The sequence below is a fragment of the Pseudomonas baetica genome, from assembly GCF_002813455.1.
Taxonomy (GTDB): Bacteria; Pseudomonadota; Gammaproteobacteria; order Pseudomonadales; family Pseudomonadaceae; genus Aquipseudomonas; species Aquipseudomonas baetica.
Genome location: NZ_PHHE01000001.1, coordinates 1,975,036 through 1,984,873 on the forward strand (window position 1 = coordinate 1,975,036; position 9,838 = coordinate 1,984,873).

The 9,838-nt window shown below is 60.1% G+C and carries 8 protein-coding genes and 1 tRNA gene; 4 read left to right on the top strand and 5 right to left on the bottom strand.

Translation table 11 applies throughout. The annotated features are described in order from the left end of the window. The first annotated feature begins 1 nt into the window (after position 1). The 4 genes from fdhE to ATI02_RS09020 all read left to right on the top strand — a co-directional run bounded on the left by fdhE (position 2) and on the right by ATI02_RS09020 (position 4,788). The gene (gene fdhE, locus ATI02_RS09005; RefSeq protein WP_100846083.1) at positions 2 to 928 is read left to right on the top strand and encodes a formate dehydrogenase accessory protein FdhE; all 927 of its coding nucleotides are present in this window, start codon (positions 2 to 4) and stop codon (positions 926 to 928) included. A gap of 432 nt (positions 929 to 1,360) precedes the next feature. Next, positions 1,361 to 2,773 carry an L-seryl-tRNA(Sec) selenium transferase gene (gene selA / locus ATI02_RS09010; RefSeq protein ID WP_100846084.1) on the top strand — a complete coding sequence of 471 codons (1,413 nt, stop codon included), beginning with the start codon at positions 1,361 to 1,363 and terminating at the stop codon, positions 2,771 to 2,773. After that, positions 2,770 to 4,686 carry a selenocysteine-specific translation elongation factor gene (selB, locus tag ATI02_RS09015; protein WP_100846085.1) on the top strand — a complete coding sequence of 639 codons (1,917 nt, stop codon included), beginning with the start codon at positions 2,770 to 2,772 and terminating at the stop codon, positions 4,684 to 4,686. The genes selA and selB overlap by 4 nt, the downstream gene beginning before the upstream one ends. Positions 4,687 to 4,692: 6 nt before the next feature. Beyond that, positions 4,693 to 4,788 (top strand) — tRNA-Sec (locus ATI02_RS09020). Between the two features lie 402 nt (positions 4,789 to 5,190). Here ATI02_RS09020 and ATI02_RS09030 read toward each other — a convergent pair. The 5 genes from ATI02_RS09030 to ATI02_RS09050 form a co-directional block, all read right to left on the bottom strand. Beyond that, a complete protein-coding gene (locus tag ATI02_RS09030; RefSeq protein ID WP_095191864.1) occupies positions 5,191 to 5,487 on the bottom strand; it encodes a type II toxin-antitoxin system RelE/ParE family toxin in 297 nt (98 codons plus the stop codon). Next, entirely contained in the window at positions 5,474 to 5,719 is a 246-nt protein-coding gene (locus ATI02_RS09035) for a type II toxin-antitoxin system ParD family antitoxin (protein ID WP_100846086.1), read from the bottom strand. Before ATI02_RS09035 ends, ATI02_RS09030 begins: the two co-directional genes overlap by 14 nt. A 259-nt stretch (positions 5,720 to 5,978) precedes the next feature. Continuing rightward, positions 5,979 to 6,245: a short-chain dehydrogenase gene (locus ATI02_RS09040; RefSeq protein WP_095191869.1), complete on the bottom strand. Its 267-nt coding sequence runs from the start codon at positions 6,243 to 6,245 to the stop codon at positions 5,979 to 5,981. Beyond that, positions 6,242 to 6,526, bottom strand: a complete 285-nt coding sequence (locus tag ATI02_RS09045) for a DUF3077 domain-containing protein (protein ID WP_100846087.1) — start codon at positions 6,524 to 6,526, stop codon at positions 6,242 to 6,244. The genes ATI02_RS09040 and ATI02_RS09045 overlap by 4 nt, the downstream gene beginning before the upstream one ends. Positions 6,527 to 6,929: 403 nt before the next feature. Beyond that, positions 6,930 to 9,677 (bottom strand): immunoglobulin-like domain-containing protein, encoded by a 2,748-nt coding sequence (locus ATI02_RS09050; protein ID WP_100846088.1) that lies wholly within the window; start codon positions 9,675 to 9,677, stop codon positions 6,930 to 6,932. Positions 9,678 to 9,838 lie beyond the last annotated feature (161 nt).

Genomic DNA, 9,838 nt, shown 5'->3' on the forward strand with positions numbered 1-9,838 from the left:
TTTGCCAACCATTCTCGAACCCGGACAAATCGAAGCGGCGGCCAGTTCGCCGCCGTTTCTGCACCTGCCGCCGCACACTCTGTTCACCCTGCGCGCTCAACGTCTGGAGCAATTGGCCGAAGGGCATCCGCTGGCTGACTATTTACGCTTGATCGCCGGTTTATGCCGGGCGCAGCAACAAGTGCTGGATGATCCGCCCTCAACAGAAACCGTCGATCAGCAACGCCTTGAGCTGTGTCAGCAGCACGGCATGCCGCCGTTCGCTGCCGATACCCTGGTGCGCGAAGATGACTGGCAAGTCTGGCTGGACGCTTTGCTGCAAGGCTATACGCCGCCGGAGCAGCCCGCCGTGGTCGACGCGCTCACCACGCTGCGCAGCGCGAGTTCCGGCCAATTGCGGGTCTGGGCGGTGGCGCTGGTCAGCGGCCAATATTCAATGGTGCCGGCGGCGCTGGTGCCATTTTTGGGCGCGGCGTTGCAAGCGGCATGGAGCCATTGGCTGCTCAGCGTGCCCAATCTGCAACTGACTCCCGGCAACAGCCTCGGCCAATGCCCGGCCTGTGGATCGCCCGCCATGGCCGGGGTGATCCGCCATCGCGGCAAGCACAACGGTCTGCGTTATCTGGTGTGTTCGCTGTGCGCCTGTGAATGGCATGTGGTGCGGGTCAAGTGCGTGTATTGCGAGTCGAGCAAAGGCCTCGATTACCTGAGCCTTGAGGACGATCGCCACGCCGCCAATCAGGCGCCGCTGCGCGCGGAAGTCTGCCCGAGCTGTAACACCTATCTGAAACTGCTTTATCTGGAGAACGATGCCGACGGCGAGGCATTGTCGGCGGATCTCACCAGCCTGCTGCTCGACATGCGCCTGGCCCAGGACGGCTTTCAGCGTCTGGCGCCGAATCTGTTGCTGGCGCCGGGAGACGAATGAGCACAGCGTCTACACTCCTACAAAATCTGTGGAAGCGGCAGCGTGCTGGCGCTTCTTGTGGGAGGGGGCTTGCTCCCGAAAGGGCCGTGTCAGTGACCTCATCAGAGGCTGATTCACCGCCTTCGCGAGCAAGCCCGCTCCCACAGGTCCGGTTATGTCTGGCGATTTTTTTGTGGGAGGGGGCTTGCTCCCGAAGAGGCCGTGTCAGTGACCTCATCAGAGACTGACTCACCGCCTTCGCGAGCAAGCCCGCTCCCACAGGTCCGGTTATGTCGGGCAATTTTTTGTGGGAGGGAGCTTGCTCCCGAAGGGGCCGTGTCAGTTGCATCATCAGAGGCTGATTCACCGCCTTCGCGAGCAAGCCCGCTCCCACAGGTTTGACGGTGTGCTGTACCTGGACACCGGACAGTCTTTTGTTTTCGGGAGTGGCTGATGTCTGCGAGCAGTGCCCTGCGTTTACCTTCCATTGATGGTTTGTTGCGTCACCCGGCGTGCCTGCCGCTGCTCGATCGCTATGGTCGTGAGGCGTTGTTGAGCCGTTTGCGGCAGTTGCTGGATGAACTGCGTTCAGACGTGTTGAGCGGGCAATTGTCGGCCGTTGAAATCAGTCCCGAAGTGCTCGCCGGCCGCGTCAGTGAGCGCTTGGCCCAGCAACAGCGCAGCAACGTGCGCCGGGTGTTCAACCTGACCGGTACGGTGCTGCACACCAATCTGGGGCGGGCGCTGCTGCCGGACGAAGCCATCGAAGCCGTGCAAATGGCGGCGCGTTATCCGCTCAATCTGGAGTTCGATCTGGCCAGCGGCAAGCGCGGCGATCGTGACGATCTGATCGAAGGCCTGATCCGCGAACTGACCGGCGCCGAAGCCGTCACCGTGGTCAACAACAATGCCGCTGCGGTGCTGCTGACGCTCAACAGCCTTGGCGCGCGCAAGGAAGGCATCATTTCTCGCGGTGAGCTGATCGAGATCGGCGGCGCCTTTCGCATCCCCGACATCATGGCCCGCGCCGGCGTGCGTCTGCACGAAGTCGGCACTACCAATCGCACCCATGCCAAGGACTACGAGGCGGCAATCAGCCCGCGCAGCGGTTTGATCATGCGCGTGCATGCGAGCAATTACCGCATCGAGGGTTTCACCGCGAGCGTGCCCACAGCTGAATTGGCTGAGTTGGCCCATCGGCATGGCTTGCCGCTGCTGGAGGACCTGGGCAGCGGCAGTCTGCTGGACCTCACGCGGTGGGGCTTGCCGGCAGAACCGACGGTGCGTCAGGCGCTGCTCGATGGCGCAGACATCGTCACCTTCAGCGGCGATAAGTTGCTCGGCGGGCCGCAAGCCGGGTTGATTGTCGGGCGCAAAGAATTGATCGCGAAGATCAAGAAAAACCCGCTGAAGCGCGCGTTACGGGTCGACAAACTGACGCTGGCCGCACTGGAAGCGGTGCTCGGTTTATATCGCGATCCCGATCGGCTGGCCGAGCGCTTGCCCAGTTTGCGCCTGCTGACCCGTCCGCAAGCCGACATCTTCGCGCAGGCCGCTCGTTTGCAACCGGCGATGGCGCAGGTCTTGGGTGAGCCATGGCAGGTCAGCGCGGTTCAGGCATTGGGCATGATCGGCAGCGGCAGCCAACCGGTGGCGCGGTTGCCGAGTGCCGCCCTGTGCCTGCGTCCGCAGGTGTCCAAACGCTTGCGCGGGCGCTGCTTGCTGAACCTCGAAGCGGCGTTGCGGGCCTTACCCATTCCGGTGCTCGGGCGCATTGACGACGACGCGCTATGGCTGGACTTACGCCAACTCGACGATGAACCGGCGTGGCTGACGCAACTGCCGCACTTGCAGGTCGCTCAGTGATCGTCGGCACGGCAGGGCACATCGACCACGGCAAGACGTCGCTGCTGCAAGCCCTGACCGGGCAAACCGGCGACCGTCGCCCGCAGGAACGCGAGCGCGGGATGACCATCGACCTGGGTTATCTCTACGCCGAGCTGGAAGCGGGGGCGGGTTTGACCGGGTTCATCGATGTGCCGGGCCACGAAAAATTCACCCACAACATGCTCGCCGGCGCGCATGGCATCGATCTGGTGTTGCTGGTGGTTGCCGCCGATGACGGCGTGATGCCGCAGACCCGCGAGCATCTGGCGATTGTCGAATTACTCGGCATTCCACGGGCAGTCGTCGCGGTCAGCAAATGTGATCGGGTTGAGGCGGGCAGGGTGGAGGAGGTTCAGCGTCAGGTACTGGACTTGCTGGAAAGCGGCCCGTTTGCCGAAGCGCCGATAGTGGCCGTGTCGAGCGTAACCGGGCAGGGCGTCGATGAGCTGCGGCAACTGTTGTTGCAGATGCAACGTGAGGTGCTTGAGCGCAGTCGTGAGGGTGGTTTTCGTCTGGCCATCGACCGCGCGTTCAGCGTGGCCGGCGCCGGGATTGTGGTCACCGGCACGGCGCTGTCGGGCAGTGTTGCGGTCGAGGACAGACTGGTTTTGGCGCCGCTGGGTAAAACCGTCCGGGTGCGGGGCTTGCACGCGCAGAATCAACCCGCCGCCCAGGCCTTCGCCGGGCAACGGGTGGCGCTGAACATCAGCGGCGAACGCTTGGTGCTGGAGCAGATCCATCGCGGCCAATGGTTGCTGGCCGAATGGCTGCACGCACCGACTCAGCGGCTCGACATCGAGTTTCAACTGTTGCCGGGCGAACGGCCCTTCGAACACTTCCACCCGGTGCACCTGCACCTCGGCACGCAAGACGTGATCGCCCGTGTCGCCTTGCTGGAAGGTGCGCGCCTGAACCCAGGCTCGCGTATGTTCGCGCAACTGCTGAGCAACGCGCCGGTACACGCGGTAAAAGGCGACCGGCTGATCCTGCGCGACCAGAGTGCCCAACGCACCCTCGGCGGTGGCCAGGTGCTCGACCCGTTTGCCCCGGCGCGACACCGACGAAGCCCCGAGCGCCTGGCGCAACTGGAGACCTTGGCGCGTAGCGCAAGCCTTGAACAAGCATTGCCGGTGCTGCTCAATCACAGCGCCGGCGGCCTCGATCCGCAACGCCTGGAACGCCAGTTCAATCGACCGCGCCAAGGCTGGTCGCTGCCAGAAAACGTGCGCCTGATCGACACTCGCCAAGGCGCGGTGCTGTTCAACCTACAACGTTGGGGGCAGTTAAAATTCACCCTGCTGGAGCAACTGGCTCGTTTCCATGAGCTTGAACCCGACCAGATGGGCCCGGACCGCGACCGTCTGCGGCGCTTCAGCGGGTTGTCTGTGGAGCGTTCGACCTTCGCCAGCCTGCTGGATGAATTGCGCAGCGCGAGTGCAATCAACGCGAGCGGGCCGTGGCTGCATCTGCCGGATCATCAGGTGCGCCTCAATGCCGAAGACGAAACCCTGTGGCAACAACTGCAACCGTTGTTCGAACAGGCGCAATTCGATCCGCCATGGGTGCGCGATGTGGCCAGCTCGGTCGGCGAGGACGATGCCGTTGTGCGGCTGCTCCTGCGTAAACTGGCGCGTCTGGGCTTGATGCACCAAGTGGCGCGCGACCTGTTTCTCAGCGACACGCGGCTGCGGCAAATGGCGACGCTGTTGCTGCAACTGGCCAGGGAAAATCCGCAGATCCAGGTGACAACCTTCCGCGATGCGCTAGGCTTGGGACGCAAACGCTGTATTCAGTACCTCGAATACTTCGACCGCATCGGCCTCACGCGACGCATCGGCGAATCCCGCCTGATCCGCCCCGACAACGCGTTGGCCACAAGCGACACACACTGAATTCAAGGAAGGCAATCGCGCCCGGTGGCGCGGCCGGGCTTCAAACCCGGTTGGGGACGGCATCCGTTCCCGGGCAGGTTCGACTCCGGCTGCCTTCCGCCAATTACCGCAAAGGCACAACCTTCGGCCTTCTCGAAACCGAATCTGCCCTCGCCAAGCGGTCAGCCTGGCTGAGTGGTCAGCAAGAGCCTGGCGTAAGCTGGGTTAACACCAGACCCTGTGGGAGCGGGCTTGCCCGCGATGGCGGCGTCAGATCCAGCATCAATGTTGAATGATCTTGCGCAATCGCTGGCAAGCCAGCTCCCACAGGTTTTGCAATCCACCGGGCATCCGGGTTTAACTCACACGCGCAAGCGAATCTGCCGTCCCAACACAACCATCACGCAACAATATCGCCGCCGCATGCGCCAGTTGCTGCACATCTGTGCCTGTGGCCGAAGTGATATCCAGACTGGCCAGACTTTTCATCATCATTCACGATGTAGTACCCAGAGTGGCAAAACATCAAAGGTTGCGCTGCGCCTCCATCCGATCATGCAGTACCCGGATTATCGCAATGCCATAGGACGTGATTCGAAAGTAAATCATGTGCCGCTCGACACTGCAGCGTCGATATCCGGTACCGATATCATCACAGGCCGGGGCTGTTTTCGGGCGCTCGGCCAACTGGGTAAATGCTGCGGTAATGATGTCAATGTAGCGATTGGCCTGCTCCAGTCCCCACTGGCCGGCGGTATAACGCCAGATGGCCTCAAGGTCACCTTCGGCGGCAGGTGTAAGGCGATACTCAGCCTTGTGCATTCAACATCCTCTGTTTGAACGCGTCGGGATCGAAGGAGCGAGGTTTTCCGCTGGACTCACCTTCGCGAAGCGCGGCGCGGATTGTTTCAAGCTCAGCATTGCGCTCCTGCTCACGACGAATCAGATCACGTATGTATTCGCTGTCGTTGGTGTAATGCCCCGCTTCAATCTGGGATTTGATCCAGTTGTCTTGCTGGTCAGTCACGGTGATGGTTTTTCGCACGGTGCCCATGATTGAACCTCTAGAGAAATGATGAGTAGCGGGGAAATTATCATACTATTGGTGCTGTTTCGAGCATCGGTATTCCCTGACATTACACCGTTGTGGGGTAGTCAATGAATGCATCCCTTCGATTTGGTTTTCATGTGGGAGCCAGCCTGCTGGCGAGTGCAAACGGTCTTCAACATCACTCACAACTGACTCACCGCTATCGCCAGCAGGCTGGCTGGCTCCCACAATTTTTGTAACCCATCGGGCGTCCGGGTTTAACTCAAACCCGCAAGCGAATCTGCCGGCCCAACACATCCATCACATCACAGCCATCACGCAACAACATCGCCGCCGCATGCGCCAGTTGCTGCACATCTGCGCCTTTGGCCGAAGTGATATCCAGACTGGCCAGACTCTCCATCATCTGCGTCACCGCCAAAAACCGACTCGCGGCACTGGCGTGCAACACATCCAGCGGCGCCTCGGTGGACACCAGCAAAACCGGAATGCTGGCCTCGTTATGCGTCATCGAAATGTGCGAACTCATGCCTCACCCCCGGCCTGCGCGGCGTGCAAACCCTCGATCGACGCTTGTAGCAACGCGCGGGCAGTGCCGAGCATTTGCTGACTGGCCCAGTGCAACGAGCCGCTGTGTTCCGGGCGGGTTGCGGTGGGCGCTTGATGGGCGAGGGCTTCGGCGCAGCTCAGGTAGACGGCAGCGTGTTCGAGGGCGTCGAGTAGCGGGATGTCGGGTTGTACGGCGAAGAGGTGGTGGTCGACGTGGTCGCAGCGGGTGAAGGGGGTTGCGGTTGTGGTTGGATCGGTCATGGTTGCAGCCTCTTGGAAGTCAGAGAACTACCACTTCATCGCCGTCAAACGAATAGGTGGCAACTGTGTGCAGGTTGACGGACCGGTCCAAGATACCCGGCGCACCCGAAGATGCCCCGCACACAGTCACCATTGAGCTGTGCGTCGGGCACACGAGTGCACGCACACATTGGGGAGCAATGTGCATCTTGGACTTTCCGAGCCGTCAAACCCGATCACGAATGAGTCGTGACAGGCGCGAGGATAGGGAGCGCGAGCAGGGCAGTCAACCGCCACAACCCTTGAGCCATTGCCACCATCCCCTGTAGGAGCGAGCCTGCTCGCGAAAGCGGTGGGTCTGTCAGCATTGATACTGAATGACCCACCGCAAGAACGACTAAATAAATGCGCCCCCTTTTCCCTTTCACTGCTTTTGGCAAAATGCACGGCTTACAAAAGTGCCTTGTTCGATCAGTGTCGAAGGAGCACTGAACGTTGGGGAGGTCTGCCCTGTGATCATGAGCGGTTGGCCCCAGTATCTCCCGCTCCCATCCCGGGAAACTTGTGATACATAAAAGTAATAGCCCCACTCGGGTTGGGGGGGACTTGGGACGTATTTTATGTTGAGAATGGGGATATGTGTGTCGAGTGTGCTTTTGGGGATGACTTTACCCCCGACGGATCGGACCCATGAATCGAAATTATCGCAACGTATGGGCCCGCCGGTGAGGTAGGTGGAGACATTGCTCGTGGTTACGTTGTAGGTTATTGATTGCCCTGAGCTGTCTTTAGCGATAATTGTAGCTAAGCCGTTCCCCTCACTTCTCACGGTCCCTTTACCGTCGACGGACGCGATGCTCGAATCGCTAGACTCATAGGTGTAAGGCGGGACGCCACCTATCGCAGCGCGTGTAGCTGAGGTACCCGTGGGGTCGTTCCCGCTTCTTGGCCACATGTTGCCAGTAAAACCCATCGATATGTTCAGTCCATTAAGTAAAAGCGGTGTCGTATCCACAACGAGTCTGGAAACAACAGTCAAAGCCCAGGCTCCAGAAATCTGCCCCGTGCCATACAACGCTTTGGCTGTAAAACTGTGAGCCTTCAAACTCAACCCGGTAATGGTCTTCGTCCAGACACCGCTTGAGGCATCCGCGATGGCGTCGCCGTGGTCTGTGGTGCCGTCCAGGATCTTGACACTCTGGCCTTTACTCGCGGTGCCGGTGAGCGTGATTGTGGTGTCGGTCGTCGTGCCGTTCTGGGCAATATCCCCTCCCTTGGAGTCCTTCGCCGATTCGATGGTCGGTTTCACATCCTCCAAAGCCTTGACGGTATAACTGCGCACCGGAAACACCACTCTTGTCGCCCGATTCACCACCCCATCAAAATTCACCGCCACATACACTCTGATCGTCGAACCATCCGCCAGCTTATCCAGAAACTCACGCGACACCGGTCCGCCTTGGTTGTTGGTACTGCCGATCGGCACGCCGTTATGAATCTCCTCCGTCACGGTCGCGCCGTTGCTGTTGGTGCCTTCGCACCAGGCCCAGAAGGGTTGCCCCTCGGCGATCAAGCGCCACGGTGCCACGAGCATCCGGGTGCCACCGGCAAAGCTGCCCAGATTCAGAGTTCTGTCATCCTTCACGGCAATGATGGTCGGGGTCGGAAACCGTGGGTCTTCAGGTTTGATTGCGCTGACAGTCAGTATGAACTCCGGCGATTCGGCAATCACCTTGTCGTCGCGAATCAATTGCCAAATGATTCTGGAATCACTTCCAAGCCGCTCGGCGAGAAATTTCGCATCAAGTCTGAAGTCGGCTTGTTTGTTCGGGTTGAGCGTCACTGGCAGAAATGGCTGGGCACCGGCTATCACCAGCTGTGCCTTGTCGCCCGGCAAGGCTTGCAGGTAAGTTGCTTGCACCGTGACGCCTGTTGAATTGTTCAGCGGATCAATCGGGTTGGTGGCCGGAGCGAGCAGTACGACCGGCGTCAGCTGGATCGGGGCCGCGCCTGTGACCGTTGCGTTCGCCGGGGTGGAATTGCCCACCAGATCCCCATTCGGCCTACGCAATTCATACGTCACTGTCACAGAGGCGCCGGCAGGGATCTTGTCATTGGCCACCTTCACAATGCACGGCTTTTTCTGGCCGAACGCGTCGGCTTCGACAGTACCGGTGAGGGGCACCACGACGTCGGGTTGTCCGGGGATTTTGGCGATGTAGGCAAAGAGAATGCTGTCGCCTGCTTCAAAGCGCTTGTCTGCCGTCACCACAATCACATGCAGGGGGCCGCCCGCGAGTTTCTCCAGTTCGATTGTTTTCTCGTCGTCGCCGGGAAAATCCGCCATTTGTTCCAGAAGAATCGCCCTCGGCAGGCGCGTGCCAGCCAGATCTTCGTCCACGGTTTGGCCAGCCGACCAGATGGCGTCGGGGTCAACGGTGTTATGGAGTTGGTCCATGACCGTGAAGCGAAATTCCAGTTTGTTGTCCAGCCGCCTCGCCTTGTCCAGATACGCGCGGTCGACTTCGTAGCAAACGGTGATGGGTTCTGGCAAGCCAGGATGTGGAGGCTGCGGTGCCAGGCTTTCGTCCACTGTGAAATGGATTGTTTCGCCGTTGCATTTGAGGGTAATGACGTCATGGGCCCGGCAATACGGGTAGGAAAAGCACACCGTTGCCTTGACGAAATCCGCGCCCACACCATTGGTGAGTTCGGGCGAAAGAACCATTATGAGTTCGGAGTGGCCATCGGGAACGGTCAGCCGATCCTTCAGGGCGGGACGGAAGCGGTTGAACAGCACTTTGAGCGGTGGTTCCGAGGTGGCGATGTTCGCGCTGTTGCGCTCGATTGTGTAGATCACCTCGTTGATTCTGGCGTGATCCAGACGACCGTTGGGCAGGCGCATCCAAATGACGGCATCCGGATCCACGACCGTGAAGAAGCTTAAAAAAGCGACCTCCCCAACCAGCCATAGAAATACAACGTCACCGCGATTCAGCGTGCCGCTGGTGGGTGGATCAATGCGGACATGGGCGCCCAAACCATCGGTGATCAGTTGGGAGACCGTCAACGAGACGCCGATGTCCGCGCCCTTGACTCGTTCGGTTTGGCCCAATATCTGTGGCGGGTACAGTCTTAAGAGGGTGATGTCAGTCGAGGACGAGGTCGTCATGAAGGGAGCTCCTGCGTAGTGGAACGGGCAAGGGCTATCAGAGCGCTATAAGGCGATTTGCGCACCTGTCAGATCTGACAGGTGCAGATGCTTATCCGACGAATGGTGCAGGCAACGCCGCTCAGGCGTGAGGCCACTGTGATCGAAAACCGTGTAGGCGC

Bases quoted from the DNA above. Each gene is read 5' to 3' on its own strand.
- ATI02_RS09030 (WP_095191864.1), bottom strand. From the start codon at position 5,487: ATGCACAAGGCTGAGTATCGCCTTACACCTGCCGCCGAAGGTGACCTT.
- ATI02_RS09045 (WP_100846087.1), bottom strand. From the start codon at position 6,526: ATGACCGATCCAACCACAACCGCAACCCCCTTCACCCGCTGCGACCAC.
- ATI02_RS09035 (WP_100846086.1), bottom strand. From the start codon at position 5,719: ATGGGCACCGTGCGAAAAACCATCACCGTGACTGACCAGCAAGACAAC.
- selA (WP_100846084.1), top strand. From the start codon at position 1,361: ATGTCTGCGAGCAGTGCCCTGCGTTTACCTTCCATTGATGGTTTGTTG.
- ATI02_RS09050 (WP_100846088.1), bottom strand. From the start codon at position 9,677: ATGACGACCTCGTCCTCGACTGACATCACCCTCTTAAGACTGTACCCG.
- ATI02_RS09040 (WP_095191869.1), bottom strand. From the start codon at position 6,245: ATGAGTTCGCACATTTCGATGACGCATAACGAGGCCAGCATTCCGGTT.